Source organism: Marinimicrobium hydrolyticum (assembly GCF_030848505.1).
Taxonomy (GTDB): Bacteria; Pseudomonadota; Gammaproteobacteria; order Pseudomonadales; family Cellvibrionaceae; genus JAVDDU01.
This window is the reverse complement of sequence record NZ_JAVDDU010000004.1, coordinates 359,520-380,865: the sequence shown is the minus strand read 5'-3', so window position 1 is coordinate 380,865 and position 21,346 is coordinate 359,520. Positions and strand designations below refer to the sequence as shown.

Here is a 21,346-nt window from a genome sequence, read left to right as displayed (position 1 = left end):
CCCACCATGGGTAATTGACAAGCAACAAAACGGGGAACACACTTAAAACCGTTCTGGCGGATTTCGAATTCATGGTTCTGAGCAGCTTCGTACAACGTCGACGCTCCTGCGTCTTCCCGTTGATGGCAACCCTGGTGGTTTCCTGGTGCCTGCTGCTGTGTGCGTCTATCGCCCAGGCCGAGCCCCATGGCGACATACACGTGGCTGCCGAAGCACCCGTTCACGAGGCGCCCTGCCACGGTGCGAATGACAATCATGCGTCCGCCGAAGAAACTCATGCCCAGGATTGCCCCAACTGCGACGCCCAGCCGGAACAGGCCGGTAGTGGCAGTGCGCCACAGGTTATTCTGCATTTGGTGGATTGGTTTGGGTCCCTGTTGGCGCCCCAAACTCCAACCTATACGGTGGCCATTCACCCCAATCCACCGCCTCCTCCCTCGGATCGATTACATCTCGTAAAAGGCGTTTTTCTGATTTGATCACTGGCCTCGCTGTGCCTGCGTACCCAGTGATTGTGACTTCAGGAAAACCCTTATGCCTCTATCTGGTAAAACCCTAGCCATTATCGGCGCGAGCGCGTTGCTCGCAGTCGGCTGTACCTCCCCCGGCCCTTGGGAGCCGCCGTCTGCGGCGGACGACGCGCCTGGGACTTATGCCCTTACTCAGCCTCTGGCGGATGACGCCGGGCTGGAAGAGCTGTTGTCTTTCGCCCTCGCTCAACATCCCAGAATTGCCGCCGCGGAGGCCGAATGGCGTGCCGTCGAAGCTCAAATTACTCGGGCTGGCGCTCTGGAAGACCCGCGCCTGAGTGTGAGCCAAAGCCTTAGCGGCGACCGGCAACGCCTAGCCGTTGAGCAAGCAATTCCCCTATTTGGACGCCGCGGGCTGGCCCGCGATGCCGCCCACCACGAAGCCTTAGCGAGCCAAGCCCAGTGGCACGAAGCCCAGTTGGACGTGCAGCAGGAACTGGTGCGCGCCTACGCCGAGTACGGGTACGTGCTGGCCTCCGAAAACATTGTGCGCCAGCAACAGGCGCTACTGGAACAACTGCTGGAAGTCGTTCGGGTTCGCTATCAGGTGGGCGGCGCCAATCAGGCCGAACTGCTGCGTATGCAAAGCGAGGCCGATCAACTCACCAGCGAACTTCAGCAACGTCGGCAACTCCGGGTAGCTGCCGGGGCGCAGTTAAATGCCGCCCTGGGACGCCCGAGCAGTGCCCTCTTGCCAGAGCCTGTCTGGTCACCCCTGCCCATAGTCCCCGAATCCACGGCTCTGGCGCTGGAACCGCTGAGTGCCAACCCTCGTTTGCAGGCGCTGGAACACCAACGGGAAGCCCGCCGAGCCGATTGGCAAACCGCTGACCGGTCGGGTCGGCCGCAGTTAATGGTGGGGTTGGAATATATGCGCGACCCGGCCATGGGCGGTGACACCAGCGTTATGGCGGGTATGACTCTGCCGGTGTGGCGCGGCACCTACCAGGCTGAACGGGAGCAGGCCCAGGAGCGCTACCGCGCCACGACGGAACGCTTGCGGGACGAACAGCAACAACTGGAAGCCGCACTACAGATGGCCCTTTTCAACTTCCGCGACGCCGAGCGAAACCGCCGTTTGTATGGCGAACAATTAATCCCCCGCACCGAACAAGCCTTGCAGGCCACACGCGCCGCTTACAGCGCCGGCAACGCCGCCTTCGCGGACCTGATCGCCAGCCAGCGCGATTGGCTGGGCTTTCAGCTCAGCCACGAGCGGGCGCGGGCAGACACACTGATTTGGCAGGCGGAGATAGCCATGCTCGCCGGCATCCTCCTGGTCGACACTGGAGACACACCATGACTATTGATTTCTCTTCCCCTCGGGTACGCCTGGGATTGTTGGCCGCCGTTGTGGTGCTTGTGCTGATCCTCTTGTGGAGACTCTTGGCACCGGGCGATGCCCATCGCGACCACGTGCACAGAACCGATGATGCACCGCCGCAGGATCAAACCACCGACGCCGAATTGAGCCCTCAACAGTCTCCCGGCGTTAACGTTGGGCAAACGCTTTATACCTGCAGCATGCACCCCCAAGTGCGATCTACGGATCCGGACGCGCGCTGTCCAATCTGCGGTATGGCACTGATTCCTGTTGCCACTGACGAGCACGATCACGACGATTCAGTTGCGGCCGAAGAAACCCCCGGGCTGCGTCTGAGCCCGCGGGCTATCGCACTTTCCAATATCCGCACCGCGCCAGTGGAGTATCGGGCTATTACTGCCACCCTATCTCTACCCGGACGGGTGGATTACGACGAAACCCGCCAGCGGGTCATTGCCGCTCGTATGGCCGGCCGACTGGACACTCTGCATGTGAACTTCACCGGCGCCCAAGTGGAAGCCGGTGACCCGCTGGTGGAAATTTACAGCCCGGAGCTGATTTCCGCTCAGGAAGAACTGCTGCAAGCCGCGCGTCGACTGCCCGGCTCCGAGTCCGGCGCCCTGGGAGACGGAGCGCGCATGACGTATCAGGCCGCGCGGGAACGGCTGCGCCTGCTGGGAGTTTCAACGCAAGAGATTGCGGCCATTGAAGAGCGGGGCGAGGTGCGCGATCAATTGCGCATTCACGCACCCATGAACGGCCTAGTAGTAACGCGCCACAGCACCGAAGGGGAATACGTAAACACGGGAGATCCCCTGTTCACCCTCGCGGATCTGTCGCGATTGTGGGTACAACTGGAGGCCTACGAGCGCGATCTGAATCAACTGGCCGTAGGCCAACCGGTGCATGTGCAGTTGTCCGCGCACCCCGGCGAAACCTACGAGGGCCAAATCACCTTTATTCAACCCAGGGTAGATGAAGCGCGCCGCACCGCCCAAGTGCGGGTCGAAGTGGCCAACCCCGAGGGACGACTCAAGCCGGGCATGTTGGCGCAGGGCCTGGTGCAGGCCGAGCAGCCCACCGCCCTGGTCATTCCCGCGTCGGCGCCCTTGCTCACAGGCACCCGCGCCCTGGTGTATGTGCAGGACCCAACCGACGATCAGCGCTTTCGCGCCCGGGAAGTCACACTGGGTGCACGCCTAGGGGACCACTATCAAGTGCGCAGCGGTTTGGCGGAAGGCGAGCGGGTGGTTAGCCACGGAGCCTTCCGTATCGACAGCGAGCTGCAAATACGCGGCATGCCCAGCATGATGGCACCGGAGGGCAATGGCGCACCCGCGCACGATCATGGCAATGGCAACGGCCATGAAGGTCACGGTGGCGCTCAGCAGGAAGATACCGATCACAGCAATCATGGACATCACAATCACGGGCATGACCACCACCAACATAACCACGACCACGACCACGACCACTATGATCAAGGTCACGGCCAAAACCATCAACAGGGTCACGACGATCATCCTGAGCACTGCGATGACCATGACGAGCATGGACATGATCACCATTCCCACAGTCATTCAGCGCCGAGCCTAGGTACTACCCAAGGAGGCGCTCATGGGTGAGTCTCCACGCGGGCTGGGCCGCTTAATCGATTTTTGTGTACGCGAGAAACTGGTGGTCGGGTTGGCCACCGCACTCCTGGTGCTGTGGGGGCTAGCCGTAGCCCCGTTTGACTGGGACACCGGCATGGTGCGCGCGCCCGTGGCGGTGGATGCCATTCCCAACCTGGGCGAGAACCAACAAATTGTCTTTACCGAATGGCCTGGGCGCTCGCCCCAAGATGTGGAAGACCAGATCACCTACCCGCTCAGCAGCGCCCTGATGGGGGTAGCCGGCGTCCAGGACGTGCGCAGCCTGTCCATGTTCGGTTTCTCAAGCATTGCGGTGATTTTCGACGAAGATGTGGAGTTTTACTGGTCCCGTTCGCGGCTGTTGGAAAAACTTAGCAGCCTCGCACCCGACACCTTACCCGCCGGAGTTCAGCCGGCTTTGGGGCCGGACGCCACCGCCCTTGGGCAGGTGTTTTGGTACACCCTGGAGGGTCGCGACCCCCAAGGCAACCCGGCCGGTGGCTGGGATTTGTACGAACTGCGCAGCTTGCAAGATTGGACCGTGCGCTTTGGTTTGCTGTCCGCCGAGGGCATCAGCGAAGTGGCGGGCATCGGCGGACACGTGCGCGAATATCAGGTGGACGTAGACCCGGAAGCACTGCGCGTGCACGGCGCCACTTTAGAACAGGTGATGGCGGCTGTGGCCGACAGCAACCTGGATGTGGGCGCCGGCACTACGGAAATCAACCGGGTGGAGTACCTGGTGCGCGGCGTGGGCTTGATTCGCAACGTGGAGGATATTCGTCAGGCGGTGGTGCGCTCCGGCCCGGACCAAGTCCCCTTACGCGTGAAGGACGTGGCTGACGTTGCCCTCGGACCCGCCGAGCGCCGGGGCGCACTGGATGTGGACGGCTCCGAGGCGGTCGGTGGCGTGGTGACGGTTCGCGAAGGCTTTAACCCCCAGGCGGCGATTCAAAACGTCAAAGCCCAGATCGAGGAAATCAGCGTAGCCCTGCCCGCACGGGCCGTGGTGGACTGGACTCGCACCGATCATGACCAAGTGGCGACTTTCGCCCAACGTCAGGGGTTACCCGAATTTCACAACAGCGACCCCCATGCACAGGAACCTTGGCGCGCCTGGCTGCGCGAGCACAGTGCCCACAGCCCAGACTGGCTAACACTGAGCCAAGTCACCCTTGTGCCGTTTTATGACCGCACCGAACTGATCAATGAAACCCTGGGCACACTGAGTGACGCCCTACTCCAACAGCTCCTAGTCACCATCGTGGTGATTCTGGTCCTTCTCGCCCATGTGCGCGCGGTTTTCGCGGTGGGCTTGATGCTGCCCATGGCGGTACTCATGACCTTTATCGGTATGAAGCTGCTGGGTGTGGAAGCCAATATTGTCGCCCTGGCGGGTATTGCCATAGCCATCGGCACCATTGTCGATATGGGCATAATCATCACCGACAACGTGCTGCGGCATCGACAAGCCAGCCCTCAGGCGCCGATTCACCAGGTCGTTTACTTAGGCACACGGGAAGTCAGTTCGGCGATCATCACCGCAATAAGCACCACAATTATCAGCTTTTTGCCGGTGTTTGTGATGACCGGTGCTGAAGGCCGATTGTTTACCCCGCTGGCGTATACCAAAACACTGGTGCTGTTGGCGTCGGTGTTTTTGGCCCTTACCTTGGTTCCGGCGCTGTTGCATGCGCTGCTCAAAGATCGCAAACCACTGGGACCGCGTCGTGCCGGCCTGGCCTGGGCGGGATTGGCGCTGGGTTTATGGGTTATCGCCGCCACCAACGGTTGGCTTTGGGTCGGTTTAATCGCCTTCCTCCCGGCCGCTTTAGCGGTGTGGTCCCTGTGGGCCAAGCATCAGCCCCAGGTTCAGGCATGGCAAGAAACCGGGCTACGCCGACTGCCTCCTTTTGCCCAGCAACGCTTACACCACTTGCCGCTGATACTGGGCGTGGTGTTTGTGGTTTTCCTGCTATCCGGTGTGTGGGAACCCTTGGGCCCCGGCGCCGGTGGCGTGCGTAACGTTTTGTTTATTGCGCTGATTTTCGGCGCTATTTTGGGGTTGTTCGCGGTTTTTATCCGCTTTTATCGCTCTATTTTGGGATGGTGCCTGGACCACAAACGAGCCTTCCTGGCGTTGCCATTGTTATTGGTGATGCTGGGCGGAAACATCTGGTTGGGCTTTGACCGGGTCTTTGGCGTACTGCCCAACACCCTGGATAGAGTCGTCGGTGGCGGCCAGTCCCTGCGCGAGAGCCGACCCTGGTCGGCCATGTCCCACGCGTTTCCCGGTCTGGGCCGGGAGTTTATGCCCGCGCTGGATGAAGGCACCTTCTTGTGGATGCCCACCACCATGCCCCATGCCTCCATCGGAGAAGTGCTGGAGGTGGTGAGCCAACAGGACCGCGCCATTGCGGAGATTCCGGAAGTGGATACCGTGGTGGGCAAAATTGGCCGCGCGGAAACCCCGCTGGACCCCGCGCCCTTGTCCATGCTGGAAACCATCATCCAGTACAAAAGCGAATTCGTGACTGACGCTCAAGGCCGGCGCGTTAACTTCCGCTACAACCGCCGAGCCGGAGAATTTGAGCGCGACGAACAGGGCGAGCTGATCCCCGACCGCCGCGGCCGACCCTATCGGCAGTGGCGCGATCACATCCGCAGCCCAGACGACATCTGGCAGGAAATCGTTCAAGCGGCGCAGTTGCCGGGCACCACCTCGGCGCCAAAACTGCAGCCCATCGAAACCCGGCAACTGATGCTACAAACCGGCATGCGCGCCGCCATGGGCGTCAAAGTCGCAGCACCTGATTTGGAAACTTTGGAAAGCTCGGCTCTGGCGCTGGAACGCGAGCTGCGCGAAGTCACCGGCGTGCGCGCCGACACCGTCAGCGCGGAACGGGTGGTAGGCAAGCCCTGGCTGGAAATTCACGTGGACCGCGAGCGCAGCGCCCGGCACGGACTAAACGTGGTCCAGGTGCAAAACACCATCGCCGCCGCCATTGGCGGCATGGAAGTCAGCCGCAGCATTGAAGGCCGGGAACGCTACCCCCTGCGCGTGCGTTATCAACGCGAACACCGCCAATCACTGGAGCAGATGGAGCGGGTATTGGTCACCGCCGCTGATGGTAATCAGGTGCCGCTGGCGGATCTAGCGGACATTCACTACGTGCGCGGCCCACAAATGATCCGCACCGAGAACACCTTTCTCACCGCTTATGTCACTTTCGGGGGGCTCCCCGGCCTCGCCGAAGTGGATGTGGTGGAAGCGGCGGCGGAACATCTGGAGAACCGCATCCGTAGCGGCAATCTGGTGTTGCCATCGGGTGTCAGCTACAGCTTCGCCGGCAGTTACGAGCACCAAGTGCGCGCCAGTCAAACATTGCAGCTGGTAGTGCCGCTCTCGCTGGTGCTGATCTTTTTAATTCTGTACTTCCAGTTTAGGGCCGTGTCCACCGCACTGATTGTGTTTAGCGGCGTCGTCGTCGCCTGGGCGGGTGGCTTTGTCATGATCTACCTGTACGGCCAGGAGTGGTTCGGAAACTTCTCCCTATTGGGCGTAAATATACGCGAGTTGTTTCAACTGCAACCGGTCAACCTCAGCATTGCGGTTTGGGTTGGCTTCTTGGCCTTGTTCGGCATCGCCGTGGACGACGGTGTGGTAATGGCCACTTATTTAAAACAGCAATTCGCCGAAGGCTCCACGCGCACCCTCAAAGAAATTCGCGCTCACACCATAGAAGCCGCCCAGCGCCGGGTTCGCCCCTGCCTGATGACTTCGGCCACCACCATCCTGGCGCTACTGCCAGTACTCACTGCCACGGGCCGCGGCGCGGACCTGATGATCCCCATGGCCATTCCCACCGTGGGCGGCCTCACGTTCGTTTTGCTGAGTATGTTTGTGGTGCCGGTGCTTTATTGTTGGGTGGAGGAAGTGCGATGGCGGAAAGCGCAGGCGTGATGAAACGAACCAGCTTTCGTGATGGGAACCAGCCCCGTGAACTACTAAGAAATTCTTAGCAGTCGATTCACCCATTCACGACACTGAATCGGGACTTAAGGCGTTTGAGATCCAGCCTTGGTCCGAATGGAGAAGTCAGAAGGAGAATGCGCGATAAAAGCGCGCCCCTGAATTACCGGTAGGTACGGTATTTCAGGGGCGGTTTGCCTTATTAGTTCGCCAGTTCAAACACAAGCCGGGTTCTGACGTTATGCACTTCTACCGGGACGCCATTTTCAATTTGCGGACTGTATCGGAAGTTTTGCACGGCGGCGATGGCGGCGCGGTCAAACACGGAAGTTGGTGTGCCGTCTTTGGTAATGGCATTGACGACCACTGGATCCCGAGTCCGGCCGGTGGTGGTAACGGTGAAACTCAGGGTTACGTAGCCCTCCAGGCCTCGAGTTAGCGCCGCGCGGGGGTACTGGGGCGCCACCTGAACAATCGGCATTAAGTCACCATGGTGTACGCCCGGGTTGTGCGACGGGGTGATCGTGGTCGGAGGCGCTATATTGATCGCGGTTCCCGTCCCGGGATTGGGTATGTCTACCGTGATCGGGATGGGGGGCGGCGGCTGGACTGGATCGGCGGGCCTCTCAGGGGGCAGCGGTCGGGGTGGCTCTACCTCTGTTTTGGGCATCACCACATCGACCGATACCGTGGGTGGTGACCAGGTGGGCAATTCGAACTCCACGTTAATTAAGGAACTCATGAGTAGGAGTAAACCGAGGGTGGTGACCATGGCCATTGGCACGGCGTTTATCTGGGAAACACGCATAGCACTTACCTCCTTAAGGCAGCCTTTAGATTCAATAAGCGTTTTCAGCTTATGAACTTCGAGAATCATTCTCACTATCACTAAAAGCTTAGCCCAAGCGGACTGGCGCACAAAGACTAAAAGGAAATAAACGCGCCATACCTTTACTTGCCTGAGGTATTAACGAAATTGCTGGCGAGTGGGATTAGTAGACGTGATCATGATTGCCAACATCAATTAAGATAATGTCGCGATCTTGAATGACGAACTCCAACACAATGCGGTAGCTCATAGTGATCGACACAGAGGACAACCCACTGAGCGCACCCTGCAGGCCATGCAATCGCAAAGAGGGGTGGTGGGGATTCAGTTCTAGCAACTGCAGAGTTTTTTCGTATTGTCCTAGCACCTGCGGGTGGCGCTTCAAGAACTTCTTTGCCCGGCGTATATAACTGTCCGTGTAAATCAGCCTATAGCTCATCCCTGACCCGCTTCATGTGTTCCTCCACGCTTTCAGTGGTGTAGCGCCCAGCGTGGTAATCAGCTTTGGCTTCAGCCACAGCGGCTGCCAATTCCAGCTCGCGCAGGCGATTGTAGGTTTCAACGGACATCACTACATAGCGCTGCTGACCTCGTACTGAAATCGACAACTCGTCGCTATACTGCAAACCCTCTTCGACGGCACTAACACCGCGGGTTTTCAGATCATTGGCGGTTAACGTGTTCATTGGTAGCACCTCTTTAACAATACTGTTAATAGTACTCTGGGAAGTACTGTAAAGAAAGCGCTTGGTTGATTGTTATATCGTTTGGCCACACACCTATGTGACTTTGGTAGCAGTTGAAACCCAGTCTTGGTTCGGGTGGACTAACCTCTCAGGGGATTGACCAACTTAAGGAGCAAACTATGGTGGACGAACCCTATCTTTGGCACCCGATGTTTGTAAATTTTGGGGTGTCGCTTTTAATGCTAACGGGCTTATTGCAGCTGCTGTTATGGAGTTTGCCCTGGGCGCGTCGGCAGCGGGAATTGGTGGATGGCCAGAAGTGGCTGGTGGGGCTGGGAACGGCGGCGGTGTTGGCCACGGCCTTCACCGGTTTCGTCGCCTACGACACCGTGCCCCACGACGAAGCCGCTCACGCGGCCATGCATGTGCATCGCAATTGGGCAATTGCCGCAACCATCGTTTACCTGCTGGGCGCGGCATTGTTTTTTGCGCCTCAGCGTTGGACGCGGCACGCGGCGGGGGTGATGTTTGTGGTGGCGTTGGGGTTGGTGGCAGTGACCGCCAATCACGGTGGCAAGTTGGTGTTTGAGCATGGACTGGGCGTGCAGTCACTGCCCGAGGTGAACGGCAACAGTCACGACCACTGATACTTTAGGACCGTATATTTTGGCTGCCTTGGACTAGCCGTGAAGCGCCCGCAAGGCGTTCTTTGGGTCGGCTTCCAGGATGCGCAGCAGCGCTTTGGCGGGTCCTGTCGGATGGCGTCGACCTTGCTCCCAGTTCTCCAGGGTCCGTTTGCTCACACCAATCATGGAGGCAAAGCGTACCTGAGAAAGCCCTGTCTTTTCCCGGATTACCTTAACTTCCGGTTCGGGGTATTCAGTGACATGGGCCGCCGCCTTTTTACCTTGGACGATTTCGTCCATTTGCTGCACACTGGCCAGCAAATCATCGAACATCTCATTTTGCATCTGACCACCTCTCAACAATCGATTTCAGCGCCTTTTTTTGCTCTAACGTTAGGTTATCCTGTTCATTTTTGGGGTACGCCAAGAGCATGTAAATATGCTCATCCGCTGTGACCCAATAATAGATGGCTCGGATACCACCACTTTTGCCGCGACCTTCCAGTTTCCATCGTACTTTCCTTAGACCGCCCGTACCCTGGATGATCGCACCCATATCCGGCCGATTAACCAGTGCTTCCTGTAAGTCCTTATAATCATCGTCGCTCATCAGTTCTTTGATACGACGAGTGAACATACTTGTTTCTACGATAACCATAGGCTTTGATTATACGCCAATGGCGTATATCGTCTAGTGTTTGTTTTTAGTTGTAGTGATCGCTTCTCAGCAGCTGAAAAACAAACCGCAATCGGAAGATGACCAAAACGCTACAGAACTATCGACTATCCGCAGCTGCATCAGGTTGGACCTACTGTGTTGCTGAAAACATCAGCAGGGTTTCGCCCGGCGCTCTTTCAACCCGCACGCCGGACTCTTCCAGTCGATAGCTTAAGTAGCAATAGGCGCGCGGTGTCGACAGAGCTTGGGCGGAGAAGACGCCGTAGACTTCGCCGGTACAACGAGCGGAGTGACTGACCAGGCCGGGGTGGCCTTCGCGGTGGATGCGGTTGCCGATGTGTTGGGTGTATTGGTAACTGTTGGGGTCGATAAGGCCGGGATATTCGCCGACTAGGTGGCGAAAGTCCAACAACAAGGACTGGCAGTGCACTTTGTAGACTTTGCGCTCGATGCGCACGCCCAGTAGGTTCTGCCAGCCCACATCGGCCAGTAGGCCGTTAACCCAGTGGTAGGCGGTTTCATGAATGGTGGTGGTGAGTGCATCGGCGCCGTACCAAACGCCGTAGGTGCCGTCGCTGTAGCGACTTTGGGCCCAATTGTTGAAAGGGTACTGGATGGCTTGGTAGTAAGCGGATTCTTCAAACGGCCGATCGATGACCGCTTGGGGGCTTACGTAGGGATAGGGTTTGCTGGCCATTTCCAGGGCCTGGGCGGCTTCCCAAGCTTGCGGGGCGTCGCTCAGGTCGTCGAAAAGGTCTTGGCTGTCGCGCAGGGAAACGATGTTTCTGAACAGGTCCCTGTCGCAATTGTAATTTTTGACATCGTCAAAGAGCTCGGTCATCAGTTCCCTCGTGCGCGGTCCAGGTAGGCCCGTACCATCAATAGGCCGGGAAATCCGTATTCCTTAATCGCTTCGGTGGGCGTCATGCCGCCCATGGCTTTGTTGCGGGTGGTCATCCAGCTGTAGGCCAGTTCCCGGTTGTGGGGGAACAGCAAGCGCAGGCTTTTGTGAATGCCAAGCAGTATACCGGCCCGTTCTAATAAATCCCGACTCTGGGCGAAAGGCTCGCCCCGGCGATACCGGGTCAAGGCCGCACGGTTGCTGGGGGCGAGGCCTAGCAGCTCAAGGCGATCTTCTGTGCTCAGTTTCCAGTGATCGAACAGAGCCATCAGCATCTTGGCGATTTCCCCCCGCTCGGGAGCGGGCAAGGCGTATTCTGCTTTCATGGGGCACCCCGGTTTTGCAGCGGTTTTAATTTATTGTAGCAGAATCTGTTGCAATTGAAACAATGAGCGTTACAAAACCAGCGGGCGAACGCTGAAACCTTGCGCCTTTAGGAGCTCGAGTAGGTTGCCAGGGCCGGACAAGTGCATGGCGTCGAGGACTACATAGTCCAAGTCCGGGGTTTTTAGCATGGCGGCGATTTGGTCCACCCATTGCTCATTTCGGTCGGTCACCAACGAGCGGTACAGCTCTGGGGATTCGGCGCGCAGCTTGGCACCGGTCAGTTGATCCAGCGCGGCCATATCGCCTCGGCGCCAGGCGTTCACCACCTGTTCGGATTGATCTTCCATGGTGCTGAGCTCGTTTAGGGTCGCGGTCACCAAGGTATCTGGGTCCAGTTCGTTGAGCCGACCCAGAAATAACAACTGCTGATCCACGCTTTCCAGGTAGCCAACGGGTTTGCCGGTGCGGTGCGCGCGGCTGTAAAAGTAGCCGTCCGGGCCACGGCCCAACCCCAGGCGCCGCCCTTCCAGTACGCTCAGGGTCATTACCGCAAAGGCTGGCCGGAACATGATCAGACTGTTGGATGGCAGGCTGCGTTCGCCACTGAACTCACGCAGGGCTTCCCATACTTCGGGTGAGAGTACCGAGCGCAGGGTGCGGCCATCGCGGTAGGTCATACTTTGCATGGCCCGCAGTCCGAAACCGGGTTTGCTGATAGCCCCCAGGTCGGTTTGAAAGTGCACTTTATCGGCAATGGCGTAGGCTTGATCGAAAGCCGTGGGCAATGGATAGTCGTCCCAACTGAGAAACTGCACACTGCCGCCGATTATCACGTGATGTCGGCCATTGGAGACTTCCCAGAGGGACGTTTGTGCGTAAGCCAAAGGCGCAGCCAGCAGCACCAACAGAAGCAAGAACCTGATCATAGGGATCGCCTGGTGAGGGAAAAAAACCGAGGCAGTCGCGCGTATTATTCTGCCTGCCCGGCTTTTTGGTAGAGTCTCCGGCGCCAAGTCGGTTCCGAACCCACACCACAGGATCATCAAAGTGCCAAAGCCATCACACGAAAAACACCCTTTAGGGAGCGTACTCGCAATCCGGGGCGGCCTCTAAAAGACCAGGATAGCTGGGTGTGACGCATTGCCAGAGGATGCCTTGGTGGGGACTCCACGCGGGAATGAGCTGCACTACCCCGTTTTTCACACCGGACCTTTCACCATAGGTGAGGGTCATTACGCCGCCCTCCGACACTTCCAGCGCGGTTAAGGGGTGACCGGAAAACTTGCCGGGCTCGGGAAGCCCTAACTCGCGATTGGAAGCGGGAAACTGGCCCCGCTCCATGTAGTACACAGAAATTTCGGTTCTGACCGTCGCACTGGCTTGGATACCCTGCAAGACATGGCCAGCATCAAACTCGTGTTGGGGTTGGGGTTGGGAGGCGCAGCCGAAAAGAGTGGCTGCAAGGATCGTTACGGCAACGCTTTTTTTCATGGCTCGACCTCCAGTCGCGCTCCTTTAGAGCTGGGTTTCACTCCGACTCTGCTGTTCCTTAATGCGGTTTTGGCTGGGATAAATCCCGATGCTGCCGGAAGACCACCAAGCCACCATGCAGGCGACGAAGGCGTACATGGCCATTTCGCCCCCAAACAATTCTATGGCCATCAACGTACAAGCAATGGGCGTTTTGGCCGCGCCGGCGAACACGGCCACCAATCCCAACCCGGCCAGCACGGGCATGGGCAACGCCAAAATCGGGCTCAGTGCATTGCCGAGCGTTGCGCCAATGTAAAACAAAGGCGTGACTTCGCCGCCTTTAAAGCCGGAGCCCAAAGTCACCACGGTAAAGACAAATTTCAGGATGGAATCCCAAATGGGCAGGGGCTGGTGAAAGGCTTCAACGATCACCGGTAGACCCAAGCCGATGTACCGATCCGCACCGGTCAACAGAACCGCGCTGGCCACCAGAACGCCGCCCACAAATGGTCGCAGAGGCGGATAGGCTATCCAGCGGGTAAACAGATGCTTCACTCCGTGCATGCTGGCCGCAAACGCCATGCCCACCAAGCCAAAAATGACCCCGGCAACAAGTGCCGAGCCGAATCCCAAAAGCGTGAAGTCTGGAACAAAAGGCACATCGTATTGAACGTGGCTCAGCCCCAGCCAATGCACAAACTGATCGGCCAAAATGGCGGCCACCAGACTGGGCAGAAGCGCGCGGTTGCGGAACCGCTCGTTGGCGAGAAACTCCAGCGCGAACACGGCCGCCGCCAGAGGAGTACCGAACAAGCCACCAAAACCAGCCGCCACCCCCATTTTTAACAGAATGCGGCGGTTGTCGTGGCTCCAAGTTCCCACGCGGGACAGTTGATCGGCCAGGGTCCCACCCATTTGCACGGCCGTGCCCTCACGCCCGGCCGAACCCCCAAACAAGTGACTGACGATAGTGCCGAACAGCACCATGGGGGCCATACGAAAAGGAATGGTTTTGCCCGGCCGGGCCAGTTCGGTAATCAGCAAATCGTTGCCCGCGGCCACCGACTCACCGTACTTGTGATACAGCCAGCCCACGGCAAAACCACCCAGGGGCAATAGCGCAATCAACCAGCGGTTGGTATTGCGGGTATCGGTAGCCCATTCCAGCAGCCATAAGAACAGCGCGGCCGCACCGCCAGCCAGCAACGCGACCAGCACAGCCAGGGGAATCCAGAGCAGCAAGTACCGAACGGTAGTTTCAATGCTGTCCTTCATGACAGCGGGCGGGAGCTTGGGCAACAGTCGATGCGTCCTTTAATAGCAGCCGAGCGAAGAGCGTGATTGTAGCAGTGGACGCCGCTCAATATCTAACTAGAGGCCTCAGGGGTCTGCGCGGCGTCATGCTGCTTAAGAAAATCCAGCAGCTCTAGCTCAGGCAGCGGCCTGGAGAAAACAAAGCCTTGGAGGCGATCACAGCCATAGGTTCTTAGAAGATCAAGCGTGGCTTCATCCTCTGCACCTTCGGCCACACAGATCAATCCCAGGTGCTGGGCCAGCGCAATGGTCGATTGCACAATGCTGGAATTTTTGTTGTTGGTGGTCATATCCGTTACAAACGTGCTATCGATTTTGAGCTCCTGTACGGAAAATTGGCTCAGGTAAGCCAGAGAAGAGTAGCCGGTACCAAAGTCATCAATGGCCAGAGACACGCCCATTTCAGTCAAGCCTTGCAAGGAGAACCGCACCCAGGGGGAGTCGCCCGCGAAGCTGGTTTCGGTCAATTCTAATTTAAGGTCTTCGGGGCGGCCGTCATAACGGTCAAGAGAGTCTTTAATGACTTTCCGAAGATCCGTCTCCAGTAGATCATGAACCGCGATATTCACACTGATGATTAGGGGCTGGTTCAGTTTTCTTTGCTGCGCCGACAGGCGCACGGCATCATCGATCATGCGCACGGTGATGTGGGAGATCATTCCGACCTTTTCAATCAGTGGAATAAACCGAGCGGGCGGGAGCATACCAAACTTCGGATGGTTCCAGCGGACCAACGCTTCCACGCCAACGACGGCACCGGTTTTAAGGTCAAGTTGAGGCTGAAACACACTGTAAATCCCTTGCAGGCGTTCGTCCCTAAATCTGGAGACGATCTCCAGATCTTGCGGGTCGGGCTCCAATGAAGCGCTATAGCAGGTCCAGTGACTTCGGTGAGAAAGGCTATAGGCCAACGCGGTTTCCGCACACTTGATCAACCGATCACTGGAGCGACCATCCTCGGGATACCGTGCCGAACCGGTGACGAAATGAAAATATTGCGCTTCGTCATGGCCCTCTGTTGCCAAGCGCTCTGGTAGTTCTTCCACCACGCCGCTGTCCGCCAGGGTGGCGAAAACACCCCGGCCAAAGTAGCCACAAGGACCCGTGACAACTTGGCGCAAGGCCTGGGCAAAGTTGCGGATCAGCTCCTGCGAATACACACGCCCGAAAGCGCCCACCACTTCATCCAATTCCGCCAGTTGCATAATGGCCAATTCACGCCCGTTGCTCGCCTGATCAGGGGAGCAAAGAACTTCATCAACTAACCGGGCAAAGCATAGGGGTTTCGCAAGTTCGGTATTGAGGTCGTAGTCAGCCAGGTAACGAGCCTGGGATTCGGCGTCCTGGGTTTGCTCTAGAGCGCGCTTCAAATCCCGAGTGCGTGCGGCCACTTGTCGCCGCAGACTCCAGGACCAGACAACAAAAATGATCGCCACACCTAGGAAGAACAATAATAAGGCGAGCATGATCCGTGCGATTTTTTCGTTGGTCGCCATAGGGTGAATCTGAGTGCGCCAACGATTGTATACACCCTGGTAGGCGCCCGTGGCGATGGTCAGCTCCAACTCTTGCTGAAGCCACGCATGCAGCTCTGGGCGATCTTCTCGTACGGCAAATGCATAGCCACGCGGCCAAAACGGTGGGCCTAATCTGGACACGGGTAAGCGCCCGGTCTGTATTAGTCGATCGGCAATTGGCGCGGCCAGGATTGCGTAATCCGCATCGCCCCGTACCAGGGAATTCAAGGCATCCGGAGTCGTGACGGCAAGTACAGGAATGGTTCGAATGTCTTCCACCTCCAACTGCCGTTGCGCAAAGGAACGGCTCTCCACGGCCACCTTCGCCCCAACCAGGTCCTCCACCGCGTACACGGGCGGAACATCCGCTCGTGCGTAAATTGCATGTTCGATGTAGTGAAAAGGTGTAGTGAAGAGGAACTGCTCTTCGCGTTGTGGCGAAACCAGCATGGGCACCACATCCACTTCACCCGCTTCCAATGCGCGTACGATCGTTGGCCAATCCGCCAGCCGGTGTTCGATAACCGTTCCACTTTGAGCCCCCAATGCTTGTGCAAGGTCAACATTGAAGCCGCTGGGCTCTTCATCTTTCAGGCGTTCGAAGGGAGGGTAATTTCGGTCGCCCCCAAACACCAGGCGATCGGGAAAGCCCGCCGTTTGTGCAGCGAGGGCGCTGCTTAGCAGCAAAGAGACTATGGCCAAGCCACCGAGGTGGCTTCGGGGGATCCTGAAGCGTATCAACGTGCGATTCCTTGTCGAAGGTGAGAAGCCAATACTGTGCCTTAGGCGACCCTCAACTGCTGTTTGGTGGTGAGTTCCAACAGTGTAGCAGGTTGAGAACGGCGACCAATAACCTTTGCGCTTCCTGATCGCGGCCTTACAATAGGCCCCGGTCCTCCCCGGAGACGCTCATGAAAGAGCAAGCACAGGAATTGCTGCGGATCTTGCAACGAGATCTAGCCGCGCACAATACACTCCTTCCCTCACTGCCCGAGGTGGCTTTGCGCGTGCGCCTACTGACTTCCGACCCCGACTGCAATATTGCGCAACTGGAACAGGAAGTGGCCAAGGACGCCGTGATCGCTGCGCGTTTGGTCAAGGTGGCGAACAGTGCTTCACTATTAAGGGGCAACCCGGTTACGTCTTTGCGCCAAGCGATCGCCAATCTCGGTTTGAATCTGGTGCGCTCTCTGGTAACCCAACTCGCCATTTTGCAAACCATGCAGCGACGCGGCGACTCTCCTCACATGCGTGATTTTGTTGATGTTGGGTTGCGCATCAGTGCGCTCTGCCACACCTTGGCCAGCCATCAAACCCACTTGGATCCAGAGTTAGCTTCTCTGGGCGGATTGCTGCACAACATTGGGAAATTGCCGCTGCGGGAGTTTTTGGGAAAGCGACCAGAGCTTACGCTCGCGGAGCGCAATACGCTGGAGCAACTCCTGCACCCAGCAGTCGGTGCCATGATGCTGCGGCGCTGGCAAATGGCGGAGCCACTGGTGCAGATGGCTCGGGAACACGAAAAGATTTTACGGGAGAGCGGTTCGCCCAAGGCGGACTATGTGGATATTGTGATCGCGGCTAACCTTCTGCACTACGGCACGGACACCGGACGTTATGCCCGTTACGCCAAAATGCGTATTCCCGCCCTGGAAAAGTGCACCCGTCAACTGGATAAAGACGGGTTACAGAAGAGTGCCGAACAGAGAATGGAGCTCGCTCTCTCGCTGACCTGACCCATCACGGCAGAACGTTTTAGCCCGCCCTCAGTACTTCGCCGGTCAGCAAGTCGCGAATTTCCGATGGCTGACAGCGCCCACCCAAGGGTCCAGGCACTATGTCATCCAGCTCGCCGGGAAAGTATTGCCGAAGTCGCAACGGATTGCCCGCCGGCTCCCGACCCTGGGGATTGGCGGAGGTGGAAACAATGGGGCCGCCAAACGCCTGGCTCAGACCGGCCGCGATGGGATGATCGGTGACCCGCACAGCCACTGAATCAAAACGCCCGGAAATCCAGCTGGGCACCTTACCGTGGTGTGGCACCAACCAGGTGGTCGGCCCCGGCCAAGTGCGACGCAGGCGCTGGCGCTGCAAATCATCCAAACCGGACAGCAAAGGTTCCAGCTGATCAATGTTCGCCGCCAAGAGTATCAGCCCTTTTTGAGGCGAGCGGTCTTTGAGTGCCAACAGCCGGAATACCGCCTCCGGATTGCTCGGATCACACCCCAAACCCCAAACGGCTTCCGTGGGGTAAGCCACTACGCCCCCGCCCTGCATTAGGCGAGCGGCGCGAGTGACGCGGGGATTGTAAGCCCAATTAACCATGAGTGTGTCTCGGGTTCGCCTGCTTGGTTTGCGCGCAAATTTAACTCACGCTTGGGGTCAACTCAAGGGTGCGCACATAGCCGTTCGGCGTTTCAGTGACAGCGCCCTTCAGCTCCAAGCTTATCAGGCTGGCCGCGAGGCTGCCCACCTCCATGTTGCCCCGGTCAAGCAAGCTATCCAAGGTTTGAGGGTCGTGCCCCAGAGCCTCCAACACGGCCCGCTCGTCGGCACTAAAGACGCTTAAATCAAAAGCGGGTTCATTCTCTGGCGGCAGCAACGTGTGCTGGTAGCCCAGCATGCCGCCCAGCTCCTCAACAATATCCTGGGCGGTTTCCACAAGGGTGGCACCCTGGCGAATCAGGCTGTGGCAACCGCGAGCCAAGGGGTTGTGAATGGAGCCCGGAATGGCAAAGACCTCTCTACCATGCTGCAAGGCGTAACGGGCGGTAATCAGAGAACCGCTTTTAATCGCCGCTTCCACCACTAAAGTGCCCGCACTCAGACCGCTAATCACCCGGTTGCGCTGGGGGAAGTGACTCCTTTGAGATTTTGCACCCAGCGGAAATTCCGTCACCAGAGCCCCACCACCGGCCACTATCTGTTCTGCCAGAGTTTTGTGGCGCGAAGGATAGAGCCGGTCAATGCCCGTGCCCATAATCGCAATGGTGCGCCCTTCGGCTTCCAAAGCGCCAACGTGGGCGGCGCCGTCTACCCCGAGCGCCAAACCGCTGGTAATGGCAAAGCCGTTGCCCGCCAGAAAGCGTGCGAACTGGCGGGCATTGTCGCGCCCACCCGGTGTGGGGTTACGGCTACCCACTACAGCCAGCTGGGGCAAACTTAAGATGGACGGATCGCCGCGCACATAAAGCAGTGGTGGCGGGCGGGGAATTTCCCGCAACAGGGGTGGGTAATCGGGGCTCCCTAGCGGCAGCAGATGCACGTCCGGGTGCTGAGCCAACCACGCCATGTCCGAGGCCAGTAAGCGGCCCATGTCGCTGTCGAGCGGGTCGCGTCGGTAGTCGCCAAGCGCTTCCAGCGCCGGGGCTTTGAGCACTTTCCCCAGTACCGTTAAAGACTCGTCCATAACGGCCAATGGGCTGCCAAAGAGTTCGACCAGACGCCAATAGCCCACCGGGCCGCCCATGCCCGGTAGCCGTTGCAGTAACAGTATTGCTTGGAGTGTGTTGTCCATAGTTCATCCTTGAACACGGGGGCCGTCGGCGACGGCCCGGTGGGGTTTTGGTTGTTAGCTCTTAGGGGTTGCGCAGCCGGTCGTTCACCGCCAGGGGTCGCTCCGCCTCGAGCACAATGGCAAGGCTCATTTTCTCGAAGGTGCGGAATACCATGACCAGTCCGGCACGCTCGTCGGGGAGTTTAACGGGGCGATTTTGTACACGATCGCGCACGGTTTCACCGACTTTGTAAACGGCCAGTACGTTGCCCGCCAGCAAACCTTCTCGGTCACCGCGGTTTATGATGACCACATTAAGTTTACCCACATTGGAGATACCACCTTCCACTTCCATAATAACGCCTTCAATTTCCACGTCAGGAGCGCTGGGGTAGAAGGTGGAATCCATGGCCAGTTGCTCGTTGGGCAGCAAACGGTCCGTGGGGCGCAGCTCTTCATTGGAGCGAATCACACGTACAGTGCCGACATCACCCTCGGTGGAAACCAGATTCACGGTGCCCAGATTCTTGGCGTGAGTGCCCAGGTACTCGCGGGTTACCGGGTCGACATACGCCCGCTCCCGACGGTAGGCCCCATAAGTGTTAATGTGATCATCAAACTCACCACGGGCGTAGGCCCGGTCACCGGCGCCCACAATTAGGCGTTGCTCCGGTCCAGCTAGCATATAAGGTGCGGCTTCCAGTTCGGCTTCGGTCACAATGCGGCTGCGGGACAGAAAACTGTTAATGCGGTCCAGGGGAATGGCGGTGATAGCATCTTCCCGGGGGACCACGCGCACGCTGGGGCTCAGCCGGGTCTCGCCAGGGGCCATTCTGAGGGTACGTTCAACGGTCAGGCGGGGTTGCCCATCAATGTACACCAGTTGAATCACATCACCGGGATAGATCAGGTGCGGGTTTTCAATCTTGGGGTTGACGTGCCAGATCTCTGGCCACAGCCAGGGAGTATTGAGAAAGCGGTTGGAGATGTCCCACAGGGTGTCGCCTTTTACCACTGTGTACTCATCCGGGTGATCCGAGCGAAAAGCGTCTTCGTTGGCCCAGCTCACCATACTCAGCAGCGACAATGCTGCCAGAGCGATCATTATTTTTTTCATAGAAACCGATCCTGTTTTATTCGGCCCTTGGACCTATAAGCATTATAATAGTCCAAAGCGCCTGAAAGTGGCCCGTTAAGCAACATCGGACCGCTTTTTCGCTGGCGGAATTCCCAACCTGTGACGCAGGCCACGGTGTGATTACGCCAAGCCTCCTCCCGGTGGGAGACGTTCGGGTTTGCTGGCGCCAGAAGGGGCGCTCTGTCAGTCATAGTTCTTCGGGCAAGGGGTCCGTTTAACTGGTGCGCGGCATGCAGTAGACTGGCGCCCCGGAGAGGAGGAACTTGCTCCAGCTCCCATGCTCTACGTTATTGACCCACATGGCAAGTAAATGCTGTCTGATCATAATGTTAGCAGCGGTTATTAGCCTTTTACTAGAAGTTTGTCACAAAGATTATGGCGAAATTAGAGATACTCGAATTCCCGGACCCCCGTCTGCGCACCGTGGCTAAACCGGTCGCTGAAGTCGACGCTCGCATTCGTCAGCTGGTGGACGACATGTTCGAGACCATGTACGCCGCGCCGGGCGTGGGATTAGCCGCCACTCAGGTGAACGTTCACCAGCGTGTGGTGGTGATCGACGTGAGCGAAGATCAAAGCCAGCCCATGGTCTTTATCAATCCAGAGGTAACCGTGCTCGACCCGGAAGCCTTGCGCGAATACGATGAGGGCTGCCTGTCGGTCCCCGGCTTCTATGAGTCCGTATCCCGGCCCGAGCGGGTGCGCGTTGACGCTTTGGACCGAGACGGCAAGCCCTTCAGCCTGGAGCCGGACGGTTTGCTCGCCGTTTGTATTCAGCACGAACTGGACCACCTGAACGGCAAGCTCTTTGTGGATTATGTATCGCCGATCAAACGCCAACGCATCCGCAAGAAACTGGAAAAACAACAGCGCGCCTCAGCCTGACGGGCGCGAGCTTT

Annotated in this window: 21 protein-coding genes; 7 read left to right on the top strand and 14 right to left on the bottom strand. The window is 58.1% G+C overall.

Annotated elements, in window-relative coordinates; genetic code table 11:
• Positions 1–71: 71 nt before the first annotated feature.
• Genes RBH33_RS10265 through RBH33_RS10250 form a run of 4 tightly spaced genes read left to right on the top strand, consistent with a single transcriptional unit; the run spans position 72 to position 7,452 of the window.
• Positions 72–479: a hypothetical protein gene (locus RBH33_RS10265; RefSeq protein ID WP_306732089.1), complete on the top strand. Its 408-nt coding sequence runs from the start codon at positions 72–74 to the stop codon at positions 477–479.
• Positions 480–534: 55 nt separating this feature from the next.
• Positions 535–1,833 (top strand): TolC family protein, encoded by a 1,299-nt coding sequence (locus RBH33_RS10260; protein WP_306732088.1) that lies wholly within the window; start codon positions 535–537, stop codon positions 1,831–1,833.
• Positions 1,830–3,479, top strand: a complete 1,650-nt coding sequence (locus RBH33_RS10255) for an efflux RND transporter periplasmic adaptor subunit (protein ID WP_306732087.1) — start codon at positions 1,830–1,832, stop codon at positions 3,477–3,479. The genes RBH33_RS10260 and RBH33_RS10255 overlap by 4 nt, the downstream gene beginning before the upstream one ends.
• Positions 3,472–7,452, top strand: coding sequence for an efflux RND transporter permease subunit (locus RBH33_RS10250; RefSeq protein ID WP_306732086.1), 3,981 nt, complete (start codon positions 3,472–3,474; stop codon positions 7,450–7,452). Before RBH33_RS10255 ends, RBH33_RS10250 begins: the two co-directional genes overlap by 8 nt.
• 211 nt (positions 7,453–7,663) lie before the next feature.
• Here RBH33_RS10250 and RBH33_RS10245 read toward each other — a convergent pair whose 3' ends face one another.
• The 3 genes from RBH33_RS10245 to RBH33_RS10235 all read right to left on the bottom strand — a co-directional run bounded on the left by RBH33_RS10245 (position 7,664) and on the right by RBH33_RS10235 (position 8,976).
• Positions 7,664–8,269, bottom strand: coding sequence for an energy transducer TonB (locus tag RBH33_RS10245; protein ID WP_306732085.1), 606 nt, complete (start codon positions 8,267–8,269; stop codon positions 7,664–7,666).
• A gap of 184 nt (positions 8,270–8,453) precedes the next feature.
• Positions 8,454–8,729 (bottom strand): type II toxin-antitoxin system RelE/ParE family toxin, encoded by a 276-nt coding sequence (locus tag RBH33_RS10240; protein WP_306732084.1) that lies wholly within the window; start codon positions 8,727–8,729, stop codon positions 8,454–8,456.
• Complete coding sequence (locus RBH33_RS10235; RefSeq protein WP_306732083.1) at positions 8,719–8,976, bottom strand: type II toxin-antitoxin system Phd/YefM family antitoxin; 258 nt, start codon at positions 8,974–8,976, stop codon at positions 8,719–8,721. Before RBH33_RS10235 ends, RBH33_RS10240 begins: the two co-directional genes overlap by 11 nt.
• 179 nt (positions 8,977–9,155) lie before the next feature.
• Here RBH33_RS10235 and RBH33_RS10230 point away from each other — a divergent pair, with 179 nt between their 5' ends.
• Positions 9,156–9,623, top strand: coding sequence for a DUF2231 domain-containing protein (locus tag RBH33_RS10230; protein WP_306732082.1), 468 nt, complete (start codon positions 9,156–9,158; stop codon positions 9,621–9,623).
• A 33-nt stretch (positions 9,624–9,656) separates the two neighbouring features.
• Here RBH33_RS10230 and nadS read toward each other — a convergent pair whose 3' ends face one another.
• From nadS to RBH33_RS10190, 8 genes are all read right to left on the bottom strand, one after another.
• On the bottom strand, positions 9,657–9,947 hold the full coding sequence (gene nadS / locus RBH33_RS10225; protein WP_306732081.1) for a NadS family protein: 291 nt from the start codon (positions 9,945–9,947) through the stop codon (positions 9,657–9,659).
• Positions 9,937–10,260, bottom strand: a complete 324-nt coding sequence (locus RBH33_RS10220; RefSeq protein WP_306732080.1) for a type II toxin-antitoxin system RelE/ParE family toxin — start codon at positions 10,258–10,260, stop codon at positions 9,937–9,939. Before RBH33_RS10220 ends, nadS begins: the two co-directional genes overlap by 11 nt.
• Positions 10,261–10,411: 151 nt before the next feature.
• Positions 10,412–11,122, bottom strand: a complete 711-nt coding sequence (locus RBH33_RS10215; protein WP_306732079.1) for an RES family NAD+ phosphorylase — start codon at positions 11,120–11,122, stop codon at positions 10,412–10,414.
• The gene (locus RBH33_RS10210; RefSeq protein WP_306732078.1) at positions 11,122–11,508 is read right to left on the bottom strand and encodes an MbcA/ParS/Xre antitoxin family protein; all 387 of its coding nucleotides are present in this window, start codon (positions 11,506–11,508) and stop codon (positions 11,122–11,124) included. The genes RBH33_RS10215 and RBH33_RS10210 overlap by 1 nt, the downstream gene beginning before the upstream one ends.
• A gap of 69 nt (positions 11,509–11,577) precedes the next feature.
• Entirely contained in the window at positions 11,578–12,435 is an 858-nt protein-coding gene (locus RBH33_RS10205) for a TraB/GumN family protein (RefSeq protein ID WP_306732077.1), read from the bottom strand.
• Between the two features lie 151 nt (positions 12,436–12,586).
• Entirely contained in the window at positions 12,587–13,000 is a 414-nt protein-coding gene (locus tag RBH33_RS10200) for a pilin (RefSeq protein ID WP_306732076.1), read from the bottom strand.
• A 24-nt stretch (positions 13,001–13,024) separates the two neighbouring features.
• Positions 13,025–14,281 (bottom strand): voltage-gated chloride channel family protein, encoded by a 1,257-nt coding sequence (locus RBH33_RS10195; RefSeq protein WP_306732075.1) that lies wholly within the window; start codon positions 14,279–14,281, stop codon positions 13,025–13,027.
• Between the two features lie 68 nt (positions 14,282–14,349).
• Positions 14,350–16,554 (bottom strand): putative bifunctional diguanylate cyclase/phosphodiesterase, encoded by a 2,205-nt coding sequence (locus RBH33_RS10190; RefSeq protein WP_306732074.1) that lies wholly within the window; start codon positions 16,552–16,554, stop codon positions 14,350–14,352.
• A gap of 170 nt (positions 16,555–16,724) precedes the next feature.
• On the opposite strand from RBH33_RS10190, the gene RBH33_RS10185 reads away from it, so the two are divergent.
• Positions 16,725–17,549, top strand: a complete 825-nt coding sequence (locus tag RBH33_RS10185) for an HDOD domain-containing protein (RefSeq protein ID WP_306732073.1) — start codon at positions 16,725–16,727, stop codon at positions 17,547–17,549.
• 19 nt (positions 17,550–17,568) lie between these two features.
• Here RBH33_RS10185 and tsaC read toward each other — a convergent pair whose 3' ends face one another.
• The 3 genes from tsaC to RBH33_RS10170 form a co-directional block, all read right to left on the bottom strand.
• A complete protein-coding gene (gene tsaC, locus RBH33_RS10180) occupies positions 17,569–18,138 on the bottom strand; it encodes an L-threonylcarbamoyladenylate synthase type 1 TsaC (protein WP_306732072.1) in 570 nt (189 codons plus the stop codon).
• 40 nt (positions 18,139–18,178) lie between these two features.
• On the bottom strand, positions 18,179–19,330 hold the full coding sequence (dprA, locus tag RBH33_RS10175; RefSeq protein ID WP_306732071.1) for a DNA-processing protein DprA: 1,152 nt from the start codon (positions 19,328–19,330) through the stop codon (positions 18,179–18,181).
• Positions 19,331–19,391: 61 nt separating this feature from the next.
• Entirely contained in the window at positions 19,392–20,426 is a 1,035-nt protein-coding gene (locus tag RBH33_RS10170; RefSeq protein ID WP_306732070.1) for a LysM peptidoglycan-binding domain-containing protein, read from the bottom strand.
• 396 nt (positions 20,427–20,822) lie between these two features.
• Here RBH33_RS10170 and def point away from each other — a divergent pair, with 396 nt between their 5' ends.
• Positions 20,823–21,332 carry a peptide deformylase gene (def, locus tag RBH33_RS10165; RefSeq protein ID WP_306732069.1) on the top strand — a complete coding sequence of 170 codons (510 nt, stop codon included), beginning with the start codon at positions 20,823–20,825 and terminating at the stop codon, positions 21,330–21,332.
• Positions 21,333–21,346 lie beyond the last annotated feature (14 nt).